Raw genomic sequence first — 20,025 nt, 5'->3', positions numbered from 1 at the left:
GGAGCGGGAGCGAAGCGGACGCGGAGACCCGAGGATCCATTCCGTGACTTTGATCGTGGGTGCTGCGGAGCAGAATTCTGAACCGTGGCAACGCCTGAACGTCACGGAATGGATCCTCGGGTCTGCGCTGCGTCGCTTCGCTCCTTGCTCCGCCCGTGGATGACGAGGCTGAGGAGCCTCGGCCAATCACCAACGCTGGCGCGGAGGTTTCGAACCTGTGCGTGGGACCTTAGCCAAACCGCCCGCGCCGTTGCCAGCGCGGGCATCAACGGCGATCCGAGAGCGGTCACCGGCTCCAATAGCCGGGGTGCCAGCGGTGATGCGCCCAGAAGCCGGGATGCCAATGGCGCACGGGCCGGATGAACCGGCGGCCGTTGGGCACGCAATTGCCCCAGCGGTTCACGTGCCAGCCGGGACCGCAGCGCCAGCCGACGCTTTCGATGGGCAGCGGCGCAGCATCGGGCCTGGCCATCGGCATGGCCTGCGAGCCGACACTGGACAGCATCAACGTGCCGGCAGCCATGGCGAGAGGCAGAAAGTATTTTGCGAACATGCGTTGTCTCCGTAAATTTGTCCCTACCTCCGTGAAACGGAGGACAGGGCCGAATTCCGTCGGAGCGGTGCGGATCACGTCTTCGTTAGCGGGGTAGCGCCTTCGTTGAGCGTCGCTACGGTCTTCAGCGCGCCGTCCAGCATGTCGCCTTTCTCGTCCTTCAGCGCCGCCTCGCGCAGGCGGCGGATCCAGTCGGCGGCGTCCTCCCTGCCCTCGAGCGTCGGCAGCGCCGAGAGCACGCGGTCGAACTTCGACTGGGCGCGGGCATGGGTGTCGCTGTAACCCTTGATCAGCCGGCGGCAATTCAGGACCTCGGTGGCCAAAGCGTAGTCCTGGCGCGCGTGGCTAAGCGCCAGGCTATACCAACGCTCAAGATGCTCGAGCTCTACCTTGTGGCGCAGCAGGCGGCGGCGCCAGCGGCGCAGGCCGCCGATGAACCAGAGCATGGCGAAGCCGGTGAAACTGTCGGTGCGGATATGGCGGCCGCGATTGATGCGGCGGTCGAGGAAAGCGGCGAGCTTGGGCCGGTTGTCGATGTAGCTTCCGAGCCCTGCCGGCAGCGTGCCGCAGAATTCCTCGATGCGTGGATGGAAATATTCGGTGACCTGCAGGACCGAGCCTTCCTTCACGCCAACCTCCTTGCGCACCCGCTTGTCTCGGGTCGAGCGCGTCTTCAAATCGGCGACGCGGATCATGTCGTCATAGCACATGGCGTTGGCGAGATGCTTTGCCGCGGCGATCGACAGCGCGTAGCCGCGCTCCGCATTGTCCAGCGCCACCGCTCTGTCCAGCCGGTCGAGATACTCGCCGCCATAGGCGATGTCCTGGTAGTCGACGACCTTCTTCAGCCCGAGCTCGGCCATGTCGCGCACGGGCTCGGGAAGCGACGCGACGCGAGCGGCAAGCGCCTGCCAGCCCTTGAGCAGGGTTTCCGGTCCGCTGACCCTCGCCGTTGGCCTGGGCTGGGCAACGGCGGGTTCCGCCGCCGCCTTTTCCCCGGCCGGCGCTGCCGCGATCCCGCGCGCGCGCTCGTAGGCCGCGCCGAAGGCGGCGAGGCTCGGCTTGACGCCACGGCCGCCGGCGCCGATCGCCTGCTCGTAAGTTTCGCGGGTGAAGGGCAGCGCGTCGGAGCCGGCCAGCGCGCCAAGCAGGCTGGCCGAGATCATGGTGCCGTTGTCCGCGGCGATCTTTTCCATGTCGAAGGCGATGAAGCGCCTGGCCGCCGCTTGCGCCGTCGCGTGGACCTTTTCCGACGAGGCGCGGCCGTCGCCCGGCTCGATCTTTTCCGAGACGGCGGCGATGCGGTGCGAGGACGTGATCAGCGTCGTACGTTCGGGCGTGACGAAACCGCGGATGATGGCGCGGCCGGCTTCCATCAGCTCGGCGGCGATCAATATGTCGACATCGCCCTGCGAGGGCGACAGCGCGAAAACCGGCAGCCGGCCGGTGTCGCGGGCCATCTCGATGTAATAGATCGTGGCGCCGGTGCGCTGCGCGACGCCGGCCACGGAGGTCGATTGGGCGATATAGCCGTTGCGCTCGGCGACGTCGGTGATCCAGTCGGCGAGCACACCGCCGCCCTGGCCGCCGACCGCGAGCACGGCGAGTTTTATCACCCGCTCGTCGTCAGAGGCGCCCGCCTTGGGGCGCAGGGGAGAAGCCTGATCAAGCATCGGCGAACGTCAATCTGCGGCTCTCGCGGCGACGCTGCAGAAGGCCGATCGCGGCGCGGCGCGCGCCTTCCAGGAAACGGTCCCATCGGCCTGGATTGTGGACGACGTCGGCGCGGTAGAAGGACGGGCAAAGCACGGCCGCATCCGCCACCTCGCCGCAATTGCCGCAACCGACACAGTTCTGGTCGATCGAGGCGACCGGATCGTCGCGCAGCGGATCGTCGAGCGACTTCACCGACAGCGACGGGCAGCCGGACAGCCGCATGCAGGCATGGTCGCCCGTGCAGATGTCCTCGTCGACGCCGAATTTCGGCTTGACCACGCGCTCGCCGCCCTTGATCGCCTTGTCGACCAGCGGCTTCTCGCGGCGCTGGCGGTTGAGCATGCATTCCGACGAGGCGACGATGACCTTCGGCCCCTTCTCCTCGGTGGTCAGCGCCTCGCGCAGCGCGGCTTGCATCTTGCCGACATCATAGGTGCGGTCGATATGGCGCAGCCATTTGACGCCCATGCCCTTCACCGCTTCATCGATCGGATGCTTGGTCGACTTGGTGCGGTTGTTTGCGCGCGAGGACAGGATGTCCTGGCCGCCGGTGGCGGCGGAGTAGAAATTGTCGACGATGACGATGACGCCGTCATTCTTGTTGAAGACAGCATTGCCGATCGAGGAGGTCAGGCCGTTGTGCCAGAAGCCGCCATCGCCGACGAAGGAGATCGAGCGGCGCTTGGCATCAGGTGAGTTGAAGGCGGAAGCCGAGGCCGGCCCCAGCCCATAGCCCATGGTGGTGGCGCCGAGCTCGAAGGGTGGCATGATCGAGAACAGATGGCAGCCGATGTCGGAGGCGATGTGGTGCTTGCCGAGCTCCTGCTCGACCAGCTTCGTCGCGGCGAAGATCGGTCGCTCGGGACAGCCGATGCAGAAGCCCGGAGGCCGTCCGGGAACGACATTGATGAGGTCGGCCGTGTCGACGCCCTCGCCCGCCTTGTTCGGCGCCCGCACCTCGCCCGGCAGCAGATGCGGAGCGTTGGCGCGCAGGAAGGAGCCGATGCCGTCGAGCATGACCTGCCCGGTATATTCGCCGGCCATCGGCAGATGTTCCTTGCCGACCAGCCTGGTGCCGCGCCCGGCCTTGTGCAGCATCGCGGCAAAGGCCTGCTCGATATAATTGGGCTGGCCTTCCTCGACGACCAGCACCGCCTGCTTGCCTTCGCAGAAGGCGAGAAACTCATCGTCGACCAGGGGGTAGACGGCGTTGAGCACGTAAAGCGGCACGTCGGTCTCGCCATAGGTGTCGGCAAGGCCGAGCCGCTGCAGCGCCCGGATGACGGAATTATACATGCCGCCCTGCATGACGATGCCGACCGAGCCATGGTCCGAGCCGAAGATCTCGTTGATCTTGCGGTTTTTGATGAAATCGACAGCCGCCGGCCAGCGCTTGGCGACCTTTTCCTTCTCATGCAGGAAGGAGGCGGGCGGCAGCACGATGCGGCCGGTGTCGCGGCGCGGCGCAGACAGCGCATCGGCGACAGACATTGGCGGGCGCTTGTTGTCCTTGGCGATGAAGTGGCCGTGGACGTGGCAGCAGCGGATGCGCACCTGCAGCATCACCGGCGTATTCGACGCCTCGGACAGCTCGAAGCCGTCCTCGACCGCCTTGACGATCGACGGCAGGTTCGGGCGCGGGTCGAGCAGCCAGACCTGGCTCTTCATGGCGAAGGCATGGCTGCGCTCCTGCATGATGGAGGAGCCCTCGCCATAGTCCTCGCCGACGATGATCAGCGCGCCGCCGGTGACGCCGCCGCAGGCGAGGTTGGCCAGCGCGTCGGAAGCGACATTGGTGCCGACCGTCGACTTGAAGGTGGCGGCACCGCGGATCGGATAATGCACGGAGGCGGCGAGCATGGCGGTGGCTGTCGCTTCGGAGGCGCTCGCCTCGAAATGCACGCCTAGCTCGCCCAGGATATCCTGCGCGTCGGCCAGCACGTCCATCAGATGGCTGATCGGCGCGCCCTGGTAGCCGCCGACATAGCCTACGCCGCACTGCAAGAGCGCCTTGGTGATGGCGAGGATGCCCTCGCCGGCGAATTCCTCTCCGGCGCCAAGCCTCAGCTTTTCGACTTCCTTGGCAAAAGACCGTTCGGCCATCTCCGCCTCCTTCCGTTGCCGCCTTCCATGGGGCGGCGCGTGCATCTAGATCTCGTGCTTGCGGATGTTCTTCAGCATTTTTTGCAACGTCGCGATCAGCGCGGCGTATTCGGCATCGTCGATACCGTCGAACATGGCCTCGAAAGCGTCATGCATTGCGGGCCAGGCGCGGGTGAACAGCGCTCGCCCATCATCGGTAAGAAAAACATGGCGGATGCGGCTGTCGGTGACGCCCTGCTCGCGCCGCACCAGGCCCTGGCCTTCCAGCGTATCGAGCGTGCGGCTCAAGGTCGACTGCTCGATGACCGTGTAGACCGAGAGATCGTTGACGGTGACGCCGTCGGCGACCGACAGCACGGCCAGCGTCCGTACCTGCGGGATGGTCAGGCCCTGCTTGCGGAAGTCGTCGCGAAGCGTGGCGTTGTAGCGGCCCATGATGCGGTTCATCAGATAGGGCGCGAATTGCTGCAGGCCGATCTGGCCGAGGGTCGAGATGCGCTGGCGCTTTTCGGCGAGCTTCTGTTCCATCATAGCCTCCCCGCCAGCAGAAAGCCGGAGCCGCCGCCGAGGCCGGCGCCTGGATGCGTGGAAGCGCCGATATGGTAGAGGCCTTTGATGCCGGTCTCGTGGTTGCGGCTCGCCTTGAACGGCCGCCACAGGAAGGACTGGTCGATGGTCGACGAGCCGCCATAGGCATCGCCGCCGACAAGGTTTATGTTCATGGCTTCGAGGTCGGCCGGCGAATAGGCGCGACGGGCAATGACCGTCTCGCGGAAACCGTCGATGTGGTTGGCGAGGATCGCTTCGATCCGGTCGGCATAGGCCTCGCGCAGCGCTTCGGTCCAGCGGCCGTCGGCGGGCGTTTCGAGCTTGCCGGCAGCATCACCCCTGATGTGGCGCGGCGCCTCCGGCAGTTGTAGCCAGAGGATCGCCTTGCCCTCGGGACAGCGCGACGGGTCGAGCACATGCGGCTGGCCGACGCAGATGGTCGGCACTTCCGGCAGCAGGCCGCGCACCGCCTCGTTGCAGGCTTTCGACACGCCATCCAAACCCGGCGTCAGATGCAGCAGCGCGACCTTGTCGAGGCCCTCGCCGCGCCAGGCGGGCGGCTTGTTCAGCGCATAGTGGACCTGGAAATTGCCCTTGCCGTAGCGATAAACGCGCGTCGCTTCGACGTCGCGCTTCGGAGCCGCATCGCCGAGCAGGCGGCCATAGAGCTGCGTCGGCGTGACCGAGCAGATGACGCTTTTCTCGGCGTTCAACGTCTCGCCGGAGGCGAGCCGCACGCCGCCGGCGCGGCCGCCGGTCTGGACGATCGAGGCGACGTCGGCGTTGACGCGGATCTCGCCGCCGCGTTCCCTGATCAGCGCCTCGAAGGCGGCGAGCAGGTTTTTCGCGCCGCCCTTGACGATCGGCGCGCCGGCCGCCTCCAGCGCGAAGGCGATAACCTTGGCGATCTGGCCGGAGAAGGCATCTTCCGGCCCGAGCCCGGCATGCAAAACCCAGGGTGCCCAGAGCGCGCGGACGAGGCCGGAACTGTAAGTCGTTTCCAGCCAGCCGCGCGCGGGCACCAGCGCCTCGCCCATGAAGGCGGCAAGGTTGCGCGGGCCTCGCCGCCAGGCCTCGCCGGCGATGAGCTTGGTCGTCGGATAGGACCACAGTGCGCCGCCGAGCAGGCCGAACAGCAGCCCGGCATTGCGCTCGATACCGCTGACATCGCCGCCATGGCGGTCGCCGTCGCCGGAGGCGATCCGGTTCAGCGCCGCAATGTTGGCGGCACGGTCGGTGGTGAGCACGGCATGGCTGCCGTCGGGCGTGAGCACGCCTGTCGGGGTGGCGGTGTGGCAGAACTCCAGCCCATGCCGTGCAAGGTCCTTGCGGAGCGCGGCAAAGGCCGGCGAGGTAATGAACAGCACGAAGGTCGTGGCCATCACGTCATGGACGAAGCCCGGCGCCGTGATCTCCTCGCTGCGCACGCAGCCGCCGATACGGTCGTTGCGCTCGAGCACGAGCACCTTGGCGCCCTTGGCGCCCAGCATCGCCGCGCAAACCAGGGCGTTGATGCCGCTGCCGACGATGATGTGATCGGGGGCGTTCATTGGAGGCTCGCGGGTACGAGGGCGTCAATCGCGCGAAGCCGAGTTCCTTCGCGCCCCCCTCTGTCCTGCCGGACATCTCCCCCTCTAGGGGGGAGATCAGCAGTTTTGGCGCCCCACATCGTGCTGCGACATGGGAGATTGGCAGTTTTGGCGCCCCACATCGTGCTGCGACGTGGGAGATTGGCGAAAGCGGGGGTGACATCCAATCTCCCCCCTAGAGGGGGAGATGTCCGGCAGGACAGAGGGGGGCGCCGTAGAGCGCTGGCCTTGCCAGGCTGCCGCCCTCTCGCTGTCATCACTCCATCGCCCGCAAGCATGATCTTCTCCCGAAGACCGTCGCCTCGCCTATTTGCCCGGCACCAGCGCCAATGCGCGGATCGGGCTACCGGTGCCGTGCTCGATCTTGAGCGGGGCGGCGATCAGGATCGCGCCCTTCGGCGGCAGCTGGTCGAGGTTGCAGAGGCTGGCCAGGCCATAACGGTTGGCCTTGTGCATCAGCGTGTGGGCCGGGAACGGCGGCTCCATGCCGCCGGCCTTGCCGGCGTCGGTACCGATCGTTTCCGAGCCCCAGCCCTTGATGTCTTTGGCGATCAGGAACTGGATGGCCTCGGCCGTCGGGCCCGGCGTGTGCGGGCCGGTCTCGTTGGCGTTGAGGAACTCCGCTTCCGAGCCGTTGCGCTTGTACCAGTCGGTGCGCATCACCACCCACTCGCCGGGGTTGATGGCGCCGTGCTTGGCCTCCCAGGCCTTGATGTGGTCGACGGTGAGCAGGAAGTCATGGTCCGCGGCCGCTTCCTTCGAGCAGTCGATGACGTTGACCGGTCCGATGAAATTCTGCGCCGGAATGGTGTCGGTGGCGCCGTCCGGATAATCCTTGCCGGTGATCCAGTGCTGCGGCGCGTCGAAATGCGTGCCCGAATGCTCGCCGAGCTTCAGCCAGTTCCAGGCCCACCACGGGCCGTTCTTGTCGTATTTGGAGATCTCGTGGATCTCGACCTTTGGCGTGTCGACGGCGAGTTCCGGCGGCAGCTTGATCAGCGGCGTGTTCGGCCCGAGCGGCGCCGTCAGGTCGACCACCTTGATGGCGCCCGAAAGCAGCTGGCCGGCGACCTCGCCGAGGAGTTCTTGCGTGTCCATGGTCTTTTGTTCCCTCTTGTTCGTGACCTTCAAGGCTCGTTGCGGCCCTTAATATACCTACTAGACGAAAACATATGCATCTGCAATTATCTTTAAGCATAAAGCTTTTTGGGGCGGGGCGTGAGCGAGTTCGACGCCATCTTTGTCGGGGCGGGCCACAACAGTCTGGCATGCGCCGCGCATCTGGCGCTCAAAGGCTGGAAAATAGCGGTTTACGAGCGCGGCGAGGCGATCGGCGGCGCGGTACGGACCGCCGAGTACACGCTTCCCGGTTTCCGGCACGATTTCGGCGCGATGAATTTGAGCCTCTTTGCAGGCTCGGCCTTCCATCGGAAATATGCAAATGAATTGAAAAGCCACGGGCTGGAATTCGCGCCGGTGGCCGATTGTTTCGCCAGCGCCTTCCCGGACGGAACATGGTTCGGCGTCAGCAATGATCTCGAAAAGACGGCGTCGCGACTGGCCGCTTTCTCGGCCGCCGACGCGGCCACGTGGCGCCGGCTGGTCGGTGCTTTTCCAGGCGAGGCCGAGCATCTGTTCCGCCTGCTGGGTTCGCCGATGAGCGCAAGGGCGCTGGCCGGCACAGGCTGGAATCTCTGGCGCAAGAAGGGTTTTTCCGGCGCGCTCGATACGGCCCGATTGCTGTTGTCGTCACCGCGCGCGTGGCTCGAGGAAAATTTCGAGACGCCGCATGTGCGCACGACACTCGCGGCCTGGGGCATGCATCTCGATTTCGCGCCCGACACCGCCGGCGGCGCCGTGTTCCCTTATCTGGAATCGATGGCCAACCAGAGTTTCGGCATGGTGCTCGGCAAAGGCGGCGCCGATACCATCATCCTGGCGCTTGCGGGCATGCTCAAGGCGGCCGGCGGCAAGATCGTAACAGGCGCGGAGGTGTCGGAGATCACGATGGCCGGCGGCCGAGCGACGGGGGTGCGGCTGGCATCCGGCGAAACGCATGTCGCGGCCAAGGCCGTCATCGCCGGCGTCGCGCCCAAGGCGCTGGCAGGCGGGCTGCTGCCCAATGGTTCCGGTGACGCCGGTTTCGATGCGGCGATGAAGACATTCCGCCACGCGCCGGGCACGATGATGATCCATATGGCGCTGGACGACCTGCCCGACTGGAGCGCCGGCGCCGAGCTTCGCCAATTCGCCTATGTACATCTGGCACCGTCGCTCGACGCCATGTCGCGCGTCTATCAGCAGGCGATCGCCGGGCTGCTGCCTGACCAGCCGGTGCTGGTCGTCGGCCAGCCGACGGCGGTCGATCCGTCGCGCGCACCGCCAGGCAAGCATGTGCTGTGGGTGCAGGTGCGCATGCTGCCGGCGGAGATCGTCGGCGATGCCGCGGGCAAGATCGCGCCCGCGCACTGGGATGCGGTCAAGGACGCCTATGCCGAGCGCGTGCTCGACATCATCGAGAGCTATGCGCCGGGATTGCGCAAAAAAATCCTCGGCCGCGCGATCTTCTCGCCGCTCGACCTCGAGCGCGAGAATCCGAACCTCGTCGGCGGCGACCAGATCTGCGGCAGCCATCACCTGGCGCAGAATTTCCTGTTCCGTCCGGCGCGCGGCTTCGCGCGCTGGAACACGCCGGTCTCGAACCTTTACCTCACCGGCGCCGCGACATGGCCCGGCGCCGGCACGGGCGCAGGTTCCGGCTTCATGCTCGCCCAACAGCTGGGAGGGAACTAGAGCATGATCCCGAACCGAAGGTCAGCGAACGCAAAAAGTGGGAACCGGTTTTCGGGAAAGATCATGCTCCAACAAAGGGCTAGAATTCCGGGATGGACAAGGCGCGGTTGCCCACCACCGAATAAAAATGCCGCGCGGACAAATGATAACCAACAAGGGGAACGACCATGACCATCAACAGACGTGACTTGCTTGGATATGGCGCCGCGGCGATCGGTGCCGCCACGTTTGGCCTGCCGAGGGCGGCAAACGCGGCGGACGAGCTCACCATCGCCTACAACGTCAACCTGCCTTCATGGGACCCGACAACCGGGCCCTCCGCTGTCAATCCGACCATCCAGGGTCTTTACCAGTCCGTGTTCGATCAGATCATCGGCCAGAAGCCGGACCTCTCCTTCACGCCGGGCCTGCTCACCGAATGGGGCTGGAACGACGACCGCACCAAGGTGACGATGACGGTGCGCGACGGCGTGAAATGGCATGACGGCTCGCCCTTCACGGCCGAGGACGTGGTGTGGTCGCTGCAGCGGGCCGGCGACGAGAAGACCGGCAATCCGATCCAGTTCGTCTGGAAGAACGTGAACAACTTCAAGATCGACGGCAACAAGATCACCGGCGACGTGGTGCAGTTCGACCCGGTCTATTTCAAGTGGATGTCGTTCCTGACCGGCTACATCCTGCCGAAGGCCTATTACGAGAAGGTCGGCGCGGAAGGCTTCGAGAAGGCGCCGATCGGCACCGGTCCCTATATGGTCGACAAGTTCGAGCGCAATGCGTTCCTGCGGCTGAAGGCCAATCCACACTATTGGGGCACCAAGCCCGCCTTCGAGAACGTGACGATCAAGTTCGTCACAGACGCCGCAAGCCGCGTCGCCGAGATCGAATCCGGCTCCTCGCAGGTGACGCTCGAAATCCCCTATGAGGAATATGACCGGCTGATCGCCAAGGACGGGCTGGCCGGCTCAATCAAGAACGTCTCCGACATCGGCATGATCTTCTTCAACGACATCGAGGCAATGCTGGACAAGAACGTCCGCCAGGCCGCCGTGATGGCGGTGGACAAGGAGCTTCTGGTCAAGCGGCTGCTGCGCGGCTACGGGCAGCCGATCGCGACGCTGGAGACGCCGGAATACACGGCCTTCGATCCCTCGATCAAGGTCGAGCACAACCCGGAGAAGGCCAAGGAGCTGCTCGCCGCTTCCGGCTATTCGCCTAAGAAGCCGGTCAAGTTCACGATTCAGACGACCAAGGGCTTCAAGCCCAAGGATTACGAGATGATCCAGGCGATCGTCGGCATGTGGCGCAAGGTCGGCATCGAGGCCAATATCGAGGTCTACGAGATCGCCAAGCATTACGAGCTGCGCGCCGCCGACAAGCTGGCGCCGGCCGCCTTCTACAACTGGGGCAACTCGATCGGCGATCCGACCACCTCGACCGGATTTGCCATGTATGGCCCAAGCCCGCATTCGGTGTGGGACAGCCAGGACCTGATCGACATGATCAACCCGTTGTGGGGCGAGAAGGACGAGGCCAAGCGCATCGCCGGCTGGAAGGCCGTCGACAAGTACATCGCCGAGCAGGCCTACGTGCTGCCGCTGATCCAATATGCGCAACCGATCGTGCATTCGAAGAAGGTCAATGTCGTGCAGCATGTGTCCGGCGCGCTGCTGCCGGCGCTGATGACCCCGGCCTGAGTGTCGGCCTTGACCCCTGCCGGTCTTCGCCCGGCAGGGCCCCTCATCCGGCCGCTTCGCGGCCACCTTCTCCCCGAGGGGAGAAGAGACTAGCTCAGCCGTCTGCGACCTCTTCTCCCCCCAGGGAGAAGGTGGCCCGAGGGCCGGATGAGGGGGAGTCCGTTCAGAGTGATTAGGGCGCATGCTGCTGCAAAGATTCCTCGTTCGTCTGCTGACGATGATGGTGACGCTTTTCGGAGTCGCCGTCGTCGTCTTCGTCGTCATCCGCGTCGCGCCCGGGGACCCGATCGCGATGATGCTGCCGCCCGGCGCCAGCAATGACGATATCGCGCGGCTGCGCGCGCTCTATGGACTCGACAAGAGCATCGTGCAGCAATTCTTCATCTGGCTCGGCGGCGTGCTGCATGGGAATTTCGGCACGTCAATATCATTGCGTCAGGACGTGCTCGGCCTCGTCTTCAACCGGCTGCCGGCCACGCTGGAGCTTGCGACGGTCGCGCTGCTGATGGCGATCGCGATCGGCACGACCGCCGCGCTCCTCGGCGCGCGCTCACGCGGCACGGCGATAGAGGCCGGCATCGACGTCGCCAGCGGCGCGACGCTCTCCATCCCCGATTTCCTCTGGGGCCTGGTGCTGATTCTGCTGTTCGGCGTGCTGGTCCCCGTCTTCGACATTTCCGGCCGCGTGTCGCCGCAGCTCGATTTGCCCTTCGCCACCCAGTTCTATCTGGCCGAGAGCATTCTCAGGCTGCGCTTCGATCTCACCTGGGACCTCATCAAGCACATGCTGATGCCGGCCGTGGCGCTGGCGCTGCCGCTGGCGGCGATCATCGCTCAATTGCTCAAACAGTCGCTGAAGGAAGTGCTCGACCTCGACTATGTGGTGCTGGCGCGCGTGAAGGGTTTTTCCGAGACACAGGTGATCCTGCGCGAGGCGCTGAAGAACGCGGCGCTGCCGACGCTGACGCTGGTCGGCGTTCAGTTCACCTTCCTTATCGGCGGCACCGTCATCGTCGAGCGGCTGTTTTCCTATGAAGGCCTCGGCAACATGGCGATCGACGCCGTCATCAACCGCGACCTGCCGCTGATCCAGGGCATCGTGCTGGTCTTCGCGCTGCTCTTCGTGCTGATCAACCTCGCCGTCGACATGACGTATGCGCTGCTCAATCCGAGGCTGCGCCATGGATGAGGCAAGTGTCGCCAGGCGCGGTTTGGCTCCGAGGCTGTGGCTGGCCGGCGGCTGGCTTCTGCTGGCGCTGCTCGCGGCCATCTTCGCGCCATTGATCGCGCCGCAGGATCCGCTGGCGCAGGATCTGATGCTGGAGCGGCTGCCGCCCTTCTGGCTGGACGGCGCCGAGCCCGGCTATTGGCTGGGCACCGACAGCCTGGGACGTGATCTGTTGTCGCGGCTGATCTTCGGCGGCCGCATCGCCTTCATCGTCGCCTTCGCGGCGGCGACGTCCGCCTGTGTTCTCGGCTCGGCGCTGGGGCTGATCGCCGGCTATTTCGGCGGCTGGCCCGACCGCATCATCTCGCGCATCGTCGATGTCTGGATGGCGTTCCCACCGGTGCTGTTCGCGATCCTTCTGGTAGCGGTGCTGGGCACCGGCTTGAGCTCCATCATCCTCGCCATCGCGATCATCGATTGGACGCGCTTCTGCCGGGTGATCCGCGCCGAGGCGATGAGCCAGGCGCGCATGGATTATGTCGAAAGCGCGCGCATCGCCGGCTATGGCCGTATCGGCATCATGCTGCGCGAAGTGCTGCCCAATGTGCTGCCGTCGGTGGTGGCGCTGCTGTCCCTGGAGATGGGCATCGCCGTCATCGTCGAGGCGATCCTGTCCTTCGTCAATCTGTCGATCTCGACCGACGACCCGACCTGGGGCAGCATCATCGCCGAGGGACGGCTGTCGATCCACCAGGCTTGGTGGGTGCTGGTGTTCCCGCTCATCACGCTGATCCTCACCGTGCTTTCCTTCAGCCAGTTCGGCGAAGCGCTGAAGGCGCGCTTCGATCCGGTGCTGCGATGAGCGCGTGCCTGGAAATCCGCGGTTTGAGCGCCGTGCTGCCCAACGGCCAGCGCGTGCTGCGCTCCGTGTCGCTCGCCGTCCAGCCGGGCGAGGTGCGCGCGCTTGTCGGCGAAAGTGGCGCCGGCAAGACGATGATCGGCAAGGCGGTGCTCGGCGTGCTGCCGAAGAGCGTGCGCATCGTCGAAGGCAAGATGCTGATCGAGGGCGAGGACCTCGGCCGCCTCGATGCCAAGGCGCGGCGGACCCTGATCGGCGCGCGCACGGCGCTAATCCCGCAGGATCCGCTCACCGCGCTCAACCCGTCGCGCCGCATCGGCCCGCAGATGACCGACCGGCTGGTGCGCATCCTCGGCTGGAGCGGCGAGAGGGCGGACCAGCGCATATGGCAGTTGCTCGACGAGGTGCAGATCCGCGACCCCGAGCGAGTGCTGAAGAGCTATCCGCATGAATTGTCCGGCGGCATGCGCCAACGTGTGCTGATCGCGGCGGCTTTCGCGGCGGAGCCCCGATTGATTGTCGCGGACGAGCCGACGACGGCGCTGGACGTGACGGTGCAAAAACAGATCCTGCGGCTCATCGCGCAACTGCAGCGCGATCACGGCACGGCGATCCTGTTCGTCACCCACGACCTCGGCGTGGTCGCCAAGATCAGCCAGAAAGTGTCGGTGCTCTATGCCGGCAAGGTGGTCGAGGAAGCCGCGACCGAGGCGCTGTTTGCGGCACCGCAGCACCCCTATACGCGCGCGCTGATGGCGGCGACACCGCGCTACACCGACCCATACGCCTCGCTGAAGCCGGTGGACGAAAGCGTGCTTGCCGGACTGGCCGTGGAGATCGCCGCCGCCGACAAGGACTGGAGGCCCGGCCATGGCTGAGCCGCTGATTTCTGTGCGCGGGCTGAAGGTGGCGCTGCCCGACATGACGCGCAAGCCGCTGATCGGCCGCGCGCCGCTGGCCGAGATTCTCAACGGACTGGACTTCGACCTGCCAAAGGGATCTGTCACCGGCATTGTCGGCGAATCCGGCTCCGGCAAGTCGACGCTCGGCCGCGCGCTGGTAAGGCTGATCGAGCCGAGTGCCGGCTCCATCGGCTTCGAGGGGCGCGACATCAGCCGTCTTTCGGAAGCGGAGCTCAGGCCGCTGCGCCGCGACCTGCAGATGATCTTCCAGGATCCAATGTCGTCGCTCAATCCGCGGCATACGATCTTCAACATCATCGCCGCACCCTTGAGGCAGAACGGCCTTGGCGACAGGCTGAAGGAACGCGTCGCGGAAGCGTTGCAGCGCGTCGGCCTGCCGCAGAGTTTTGCCAGCCGCTACCGCCACGAATTGTCGGGCGGCCAGCGTCAGCGTGTCGGTATCGCACGAGCGCTCGCGCTGTCGCCGAAATTCGTGCTGGCCGACGAGATCGTCTCCGGCCTCGACGTCTCGACGCAGGCGCAGATCCTGACGCTGCTGGAAAAGCTGGCGGCCGAGATGGGGCTGACGGTGGCCTTCATCAGCCACGATTTGTCGGTGATCCGGCGGCTTTGCCAGCAGGTCATCGTGATGCGCGAAGGCAGGATCGTCGAGGCTAGCGCCACGGACGCGCTGTTCGAGAACCCGAAGGAGACTTACACGCGCGACCTGCTCGCCGCCATTCCGCTGCCGGAAATCGACCCGGACTGGCTGCGGCCCAAGGCATCGGCATGACGTGAGTTTTGATCCGCACGCCGACCAGCGGGCCTCGGATGTGCGCAAGGACAAGTCAGCCCGCCAACGGAGGGTGACATGAAATACGCAATCCAGGCAGCGGCCTTCGCGGCCTCTTTGTTCGGCGCAATAGGAGCAGCTTCCGCGGATTCGATCCCCGGCATGCGCGGGCACGACCACACCGGCATCACCGTGCCCGACATGAAGCAGGCCGTCGACTTCTTCACCAATGTCGTCGGCTGCAAGAAGGCGATGTCCTTCGGGCCGTTCGCGGACGACAAGGGCACCTTCATGCAGGATCTGCTTGGCGTCGATCCGAAGGCGGTGATCGAGGAGATCACCTTGGTGCGCTGCGGCTACGGATCGAACATCGAGCTGTTCAAATATACCGCGCCCGACCAGAAGGATTTGACACCGAAGAACAGCGATATCGGTGGCTTCCACATCGCCTTCTATGTCGACGATGTCGCCGCCGCGAAGACCTATCTCGAGGCCAAGGGCGTGAAGACCCGGATGGGGCCGCTGCCGGTGAAGGAAGGGCCGGCTGCAGGCCAGACCATCCTCTATTTCCAGGCGCCGTGGGGGCTGCAGCTCGAGACGATCAGCTACCCCGAAGGGATGGCGTATGAAAAGGGCGCCGAGACGGTGCTGTGGAGCCCAAAGGATCCGACCAAGTGACTAACCAAACAGGCTGGCGTTGATCATTCAATTATAAAACTTTAAGCTTGAAATAATGGCCGGCCAGCGCGATACTGACAGTTGGGTCGCCGGCTTGCCGGCGTTCCCGATGCCTTAGAGCGTTTCATGCAATTCCGGACGGAAAACCGCTACGCATTTTTCCTGGAATTGCTCTAGAGGAGATCGCAAGACATGAAGGTTGCGGTTCTCGGCGGCGGACCAGCCGGCCTCTATTTTGCCATCTCGCTCAAGCTGCGCGATGCCGCGCATGAGGTGACGGTCTATGAGCGCAACCGCGCCGACGACACATTCGGATGGGGCGTGGTTTTGTCGGCGGAGACGCTGGAGAACCTGACCAGGAACGATCCGGTCAGCGCCGTCTGGATCAAGAAGCATTTCGCCTATTGGGACGACATCGCCGTCATCCATGACGGCGTGCGCACGGTGTCTTCAGGTCATGGCTTTTGCGGCATCGGCCGCAAGCGGCTCCTGATCCTCTTGCAGCGGCGCGCCCGCGAGCTCGGCATCAAGATGATGTTCGAGACCGAGATTTCCGATCCGAAACCCTTTATGGAAACGCATGACCTGGTGGTCGCCGCGGATGGGTTGAACTCGAAATCCCGCGCCACGTTCGCCGACGTCTTCAAGCCGGACATCGACACCCGCAAATGCAAGTTCGTGTGGCTCGGCACCACGCAGAAATTCGACGACGCCTTCACCTTCATCTTCGAGAAGACCGAGCATGGCTGGGTGTGGGCGCATGCCTACCAGTTCGACAGCGAGACCGCGACCTTCATCGTCGAATGCAGCGAAGCGACCTGGGCTGCGTTCGGCTTCGGCCAGATGACGCAGCAGGAATCGATCGCGGTCTGCGAACGCATTTTTGCAAAGCATCTCGGCGGCCACCCGCTGATGACCAACGCCAACCACATTCGAGGTTCGGCGTGGATCAACTTCCCGCGGGTGCTGTGCGAGCGCTGGTCGTACAAGAACCTGGCGCTTATGGGGGATGCGGCGGCTTCAGCGCATTTCTCCATCGGCTCCGGCACCAAGCTGGCGCTGGAGAGCGCGGTGGCGCTCGCCGACTATGTCGAGTCCGAGCCGGACCTCGATGCGGCCTTCCGCAAATATGAGGATGCGCGGCGCACCGAGGTGCTGAAGCTGCAATCGGCGGCGCGCAATTCGTTGGAATGGTTCGAAGAAGTCGAACGATATCTCGGTTTAGATCCAGTTCAATTCAACTATTCGCTGCTCACCCGCTCGCAGCGCATCAGCCACGAGAACCTTAGGCTGCGCGATGCCGAATGGCTGGCGGGCGCCGAAGAATGGTTCCAGCGCAAGGCCGGCGCCGGCGGCAACAGCTTACGCCGCGCGCCGATGTTCGCGCCGTTCAAGCTGCGCGACATGACGCTCAGCAACCGCATCGTCGTCTCGCCGATGGCGCAGTACAAGGCCGTCGACGGCTGTCCGACCGACTGGCATTTTTCGCATTATGCCGAGCGCGCCAAGGGCGGCGCCGGCCTGCTCTATATCGAGATGACCTGCGTCAGCCCGGAAGGGCGCATCACGCCCGGATGTCCTGGCTTCTACAGACCGGAGCATGAGGTCGCGTGGAAGCGGCTGGTCGATTTCGTCCATGCCGAGACCGAAGCAAAGATCTGCGCCCAGATCGGCCATTCCGGCGCCAAGGGCTCGACCCGGGTGGGCTGGGAAGGAACCGACGTGCCGCTGCCGGACGGCAACTGGCCGGTGATGGCGCCTTCGGCCGTGCCATGGTCGCCGAAGAACCAGGTGCCGAAGGCGATGGACCGCGCCGACATGGATCTGGTTCGCGATCAGTTCGTCGCCTCGGCCGAGATGGCCGAACGCTGCGGCTTCGACATGCTGGAGATCCATGCCGCGCATGGCTACCTGCTGTCGGCCTTCATCACGCCGCTGACCAATCGCCGCACCGACGACTATGGCGGCTCGCTGGAAAACCGCATGCGCTATCCGCTGGAAATCTTCCATGCGGTGCGCGCCGTGTGGCCGGCCGAAAAGCCGATCTCGATGCGCATCTCGGCCAATGACTGGGTGGGCATCGAAGGCGTCACGCCTTCGGATGCGGTCGAGATTGCCAGACTTCTGCACGGAGCGGGCGTCGACCTTTGCGACGTGTCGGCCGGGCAAACCACCATCGCCGCCAAGCCGGTCTATGGCCGCATGTTCCAGACGCCGTTTTCCGACCGCATCCGCAACGAGGTCGGCATGGCGACGATGGCGGTCGGCAATATCTACGAGCCGGACCACGCCAACTCGATCCTGATGGCCGGGCGCGCCGACCTGGTGGCGCTGGCAAGGCCGCATCTTGCCGATCCCTACTGGACGCTGCACGCGGCGGTGACGCTCGGCGACCGCGGCGTCAAATGGCCCGATCCCTATCTGCCGGGACGCGACCAGATCTACCGGCTGGCCGAGCGCGAAGCGGCTGCGGGGCTCAAAGTATGAGCGCCGTGCGCGAAATTGCCGGCAAGCACGCGCTGGTCACCGGCGGCGGCTCCGGCGTCGGCAAAGCCATTGCGCAAGCGCTGGCGGCAGAAGGTGTGGCCGTCACCATATGCGGGCGGCGCGAAGCGACGCTGGCTGAGGTTACAAAGGAAAACGACCGCATCTTTGCCGTCACCGCCGATGTCACGAACGAGGCCGCCATGGCGGACGTGTACCAGAAGGCGGAAGCCGCACGCGGCCCCTTCGACATCGTCGTGGCCAATGCCGGCATGGCGGGCAGCGCGGCGGCGCACAAGACCGCGCTGGCCGACTGGCAGCGCACGCTCGACGTCAATCTCACCGGCGCCTTCCTGACCGTGAAGCCGGCGCTCGCCGGAATGCTCGCGCGAAAGACAGGCCGGATCATTTTCATTGCCTCGACCGCGGGCCTCAAGGGTTATGCCTATGTCGCACCTTACGTCGCGGCCAAGCACGGTGTTGTCGGGCTGATGCGGGCTTTAGCGGCCGAGACCGCCAAATCCGGTGTCACCGTGAATGCCGTGTGCCCGGGCTTCGTCGAAACCGAGATGCTAGAGGAGTCCGTCCAGCGCATCGTCGAGAAGACCGGACGTTCCACCGACGAGGCGCGCGCGAGCCTTGCGGCGACGAACCCGCAAGGGCGTTTCATCCAGCCGGAAGAAGTCGCGGCGGCGGTGCTTTGGCTGTGCAGCGACGCCGCGCGGTCGATCACCGGGCAGGCCATTTCGATCTCGGGGGGCGAGACATGGTAGCGGGACCGACTTCCGCCGGACCGGGCAAGGACAGGCTGCGGCTGTGGATACGCCTGCTACGCGCCTCGCGCACCATCGAGGCCGAGTTGCGCGAACGGCTGAAGAAGGAATTCGACACCACACTGCCTCGCTTCGACGTGATGGCGGCGCTCTACCGCTCGCCGGAAGGCATGCTGATGAGCGACCTGTCGCGCTTTCTGCTGGTGTCGAACGGCAATGTGACGGGCATCGTCGACCGGCTGGTTTCGGAAGGGCTGGTGACACGGGCGCGGCGCAATGGCGACCGCCGCACCTCGATGGTGCGTCTGACCGAGGAAGGTTCGAAATCCTTCGCCGCGATCGCCGCCGCGCATGAGAATTGGGTCGGCGAGCTTCTCGGCAATGTCAGCGAGGACGAGGCGCGGCAGCTGACCGGCATGTTGAAATCGTTCCGCAGCAATTGGGAGGGACGCGAATGAGCGCCATGGCCAAGCTCAAGCCGAAGCACTTCCTCTGGCAGGTCGAAGGCAAGATCGCGAAGATCCGGCTCGACCGGCCGGAGCGCAAGAACCCGCTGACCTTCGACAGCTATGCCGAGCTGCGCGACACGTTTCGCGAGCTCGTCTATGCCGACGACGTCGATGCCGTGGTGTTCCTGCCCAATGGCGGCAATTTCTGTTCGGGCGGCGATGTCCACGACATCATCGGGCCGCTGGTCAAGATGGACATGAAGGCGCTGCTCGCCTTCACCCGCATGACCGGCGATTTCGTCAAGGCGATGCTCAACTGCGGCAAGCCGATCATCGCGGCCGTCGACGGCGTCGCGGTCGGCGCCGGCGCGATCATCGCCATGGCCTCCGACATCCGCATCGCCACGCCGGAGGCAAAGACCGCCTTCCTGTTTACGCGCGTCGGCCTCGCCGGCTGCGACATGGGCGCCTGCGCGATCCTGCCGCGCATCATCGGCCAGGGCCGCGCCGCCGAACTGCTCTACACCGGCCGCACCATGAGCGCCGCCGAAGCCGAGCGCTGGGGTTTCTATAATCGGCTTGTCGAGCCCGCGGCCCTGGAGGACGACGCGCTCGACATGGCGGCGCGCATCGTCTCCGGCCCGACCTTCGCGCATGGCATCACCAAGACGCAGCTCAACCAGGAATGGTCGATGGGCCTCGACCAGGCGATCGAGGCGGAAGCGCAGGCACAGGCGATCTGCATGCAGACCGGCGATTTCGAGCGGGCGTACAAGGCGTTCGCCGCGAAGGAAAAGCCGGTGTTCGAGGGGAGTTGAGGATGGGTGTGTTCTTGGAGAGGTTGGCAGGACAGCGCCCCCCTCTGGCCTGCCGGCCATCTCCCCCTTTAGGGGGGAGATCGGATGTCGCCCCCGCTTTCGCC

Annotated in this window: 17 protein-coding genes; 11 read left to right on the top strand and 6 right to left on the bottom strand. The window is 65.2% G+C overall.

From position 1 onward, the window contains the following. Window positions 1-286 precede the first annotated feature (286 nt). From LB526_RS22940 to LB526_RS22915, 6 genes are all read right to left on the bottom strand, one after another. Window positions 287-553 carry a GCG_CRPN prefix-to-repeats domain-containing protein gene (locus tag LB526_RS22940; RefSeq protein WP_224629924.1) on the bottom strand — a complete coding sequence of 89 codons (267 nt, stop codon included), beginning with the start codon at window positions 551-553 and terminating at the stop codon, window positions 287-289. Between the two features lie 74 nt (window positions 554-627). Continuing rightward, window positions 628-2,226: an indolepyruvate oxidoreductase subunit beta family protein gene (locus tag LB526_RS22935; protein ID WP_224629923.1), complete on the bottom strand. Its 1,599-nt coding sequence runs from the start codon at window positions 2,224-2,226 to the stop codon at window positions 628-630. Next, entirely contained in the window at window positions 2,219-4,372 is a 2,154-nt protein-coding gene (locus tag LB526_RS22930; RefSeq protein WP_224629922.1) for an indolepyruvate ferredoxin oxidoreductase subunit alpha, read from the bottom strand. Before LB526_RS22930 ends, LB526_RS22935 begins: the two co-directional genes overlap by 8 nt. A gap of 45 nt (window positions 4,373-4,417) precedes the next feature. Continuing rightward, a complete protein-coding gene (locus LB526_RS22925) occupies window positions 4,418-4,900 on the bottom strand; it encodes a MarR family winged helix-turn-helix transcriptional regulator (protein ID WP_140724517.1) in 483 nt (160 codons plus the stop codon). Beyond that, complete coding sequence (locus tag LB526_RS22920; RefSeq protein ID WP_224629921.1) at window positions 4,900-6,471, bottom strand: phytoene desaturase family protein; 1,572 nt, start codon at window positions 6,469-6,471, stop codon at window positions 4,900-4,902. Before LB526_RS22920 ends, LB526_RS22925 begins: the two co-directional genes overlap by 1 nt. Window positions 6,472-6,816: 345 nt before the next feature. Next, the gene (locus tag LB526_RS22915; protein WP_224602771.1) at window positions 6,817-7,608 is read right to left on the bottom strand and encodes a cyclase family protein; all 792 of its coding nucleotides are present in this window, start codon (window positions 7,606-7,608) and stop codon (window positions 6,817-6,819) included. Window positions 7,609-7,728: 120 nt separating this feature from the next. On the opposite strand from LB526_RS22915, the gene LB526_RS22910 reads away from it, so the two are divergent. From LB526_RS22910 to LB526_RS22860, 11 genes are all read left to right on the top strand, one after another. Next, window positions 7,729-9,303, top strand: a complete 1,575-nt coding sequence (locus LB526_RS22910) for a phytoene desaturase family protein (protein ID WP_224629920.1) — start codon at window positions 7,729-7,731, stop codon at window positions 9,301-9,303. Window positions 9,304-9,470: 167 nt separating this feature from the next. Beyond that, window positions 9,471-10,997, top strand: a complete 1,527-nt coding sequence (locus LB526_RS22905; RefSeq protein WP_224545188.1) for an ABC transporter substrate-binding protein — start codon at window positions 9,471-9,473, stop codon at window positions 10,995-10,997. 181 nt (window positions 10,998-11,178) lie between these two features. Further along, on the top strand, window positions 11,179-12,186 hold the full coding sequence (locus LB526_RS22900; RefSeq protein ID WP_224545187.1) for an ABC transporter permease: 1,008 nt from the start codon (window positions 11,179-11,181) through the stop codon (window positions 12,184-12,186). Next, window positions 12,179-13,027, top strand: a complete 849-nt coding sequence (locus tag LB526_RS22895; protein WP_224545186.1) for an ABC transporter permease — start codon at window positions 12,179-12,181, stop codon at window positions 13,025-13,027. The genes LB526_RS22900 and LB526_RS22895 overlap by 8 nt, the downstream gene beginning before the upstream one ends. Next, window positions 13,024-13,902: an ABC transporter ATP-binding protein gene (locus tag LB526_RS22890; RefSeq protein ID WP_224629919.1), complete on the top strand. Its 879-nt coding sequence runs from the start codon at window positions 13,024-13,026 to the stop codon at window positions 13,900-13,902. The genes LB526_RS22895 and LB526_RS22890 overlap by 4 nt, the downstream gene beginning before the upstream one ends. Continuing rightward, the gene (locus LB526_RS22885; RefSeq protein WP_224629918.1) at window positions 13,895-14,719 is read left to right on the top strand and encodes an ATP-binding cassette domain-containing protein; all 825 of its coding nucleotides are present in this window, start codon (window positions 13,895-13,897) and stop codon (window positions 14,717-14,719) included. Before LB526_RS22890 ends, LB526_RS22885 begins: the two co-directional genes overlap by 8 nt. 78 nt (window positions 14,720-14,797) lie before the next feature. Next, complete coding sequence (locus LB526_RS22880) at window positions 14,798-15,397, top strand: VOC family protein (protein ID WP_224526834.1); 600 nt, start codon at window positions 14,798-14,800, stop codon at window positions 15,395-15,397. A gap of 192 nt (window positions 15,398-15,589) precedes the next feature. After that, on the top strand, window positions 15,590-17,884 hold the full coding sequence (locus tag LB526_RS22875; RefSeq protein ID WP_224629917.1) for a bifunctional salicylyl-CoA 5-hydroxylase/oxidoreductase: 2,295 nt from the start codon (window positions 15,590-15,592) through the stop codon (window positions 17,882-17,884). Beyond that, entirely contained in the window at window positions 17,881-18,654 is a 774-nt protein-coding gene (locus LB526_RS22870; protein WP_224629916.1) for an SDR family NAD(P)-dependent oxidoreductase, read from the top strand. Before LB526_RS22875 ends, LB526_RS22870 begins: the two co-directional genes overlap by 4 nt. Next, window positions 18,648-19,112: a MarR family winged helix-turn-helix transcriptional regulator gene (locus tag LB526_RS22865; RefSeq protein ID WP_140543119.1), complete on the top strand. Its 465-nt coding sequence runs from the start codon at window positions 18,648-18,650 to the stop codon at window positions 19,110-19,112. Before LB526_RS22870 ends, LB526_RS22865 begins: the two co-directional genes overlap by 7 nt. Then, complete coding sequence (locus LB526_RS22860; protein ID WP_224629915.1) at window positions 19,109-19,921, top strand: enoyl-CoA hydratase family protein; 813 nt, start codon at window positions 19,109-19,111, stop codon at window positions 19,919-19,921. Before LB526_RS22865 ends, LB526_RS22860 begins: the two co-directional genes overlap by 4 nt. Window positions 19,922-20,025: the final 104 nt, after the last annotated feature.

This window comes from Mesorhizobium sp. CA6 (genome assembly GCF_020165035.1).
Classification (GTDB): domain Bacteria; phylum Pseudomonadota; class Alphaproteobacteria; order Rhizobiales; family Rhizobiaceae; genus Mesorhizobium.
The sequence above is the reverse complement of the archived record's forward strand: the minus strand, read 5'-3'. Positions and strand labels throughout refer to the sequence as shown.